Consider the following 503-nt stretch of genomic DNA (forward strand, 5'->3'; position numbering starts at 1 on the left):
GCTGCGGCATCCGTCGCCAACGCGGCGTCGCCGACGATCACCGCGACCGGCGTGCCGACCGAGGCGGCCGCGCCGAGCAGCTCGGCGGCCGACTTGGCGAGCCCGCCCGAGGGCGTCGTGTCGAGGAACACCAGGATCGAGTCATCTGCAAACGTCATCACGCACGCACCCTCACGCAAGCCGGTTCTGGATGAGGAAGTCCGCGAGCTTCTGACCCGCGTCGCCCTCGTCGACGATCTTCACGCCGGCCTCGCGCGGCGGCTTCTCGCTGAGCGCGATCACGATCGACCGTGACGCCGTCGGGTCGTGCGGGTCGATCTCGAGCTCGGCGAGCGACAGCGTCTCGAACGGCTTCTTCTTCGCCGCCATGATGCCTTTGAAGTTCGGGAAGCGGGCATCGGGCAGCGCCTCGGTGATCGAGATCACCGCAGGAAGCGGCGCCGTCACCTGCAGCGTCGCGCCGTCCGACGCGCGTGTGCCCGAGACGGCGTCGTCGCCGATCT

The 503-nt window shown here is 69.6% G+C and carries 1 pseudogene; it reads right to left on the reverse strand.

What is annotated here, in order from left to right:
• Window positions 1-171 precede the first annotated feature (171 nt).
• Window positions 172-503 (reverse strand): annotated as a pseudogene (locus B1729_RS20255) (electron transfer flavoprotein subunit beta); the annotation flags it as partial.

The organism is Microbacterium sp. B35-04 (assembly GCF_010634885.1).
Classification (GTDB): domain Bacteria; phylum Actinomycetota; class Actinomycetes; order Actinomycetales; family Microbacteriaceae; genus Microbacterium.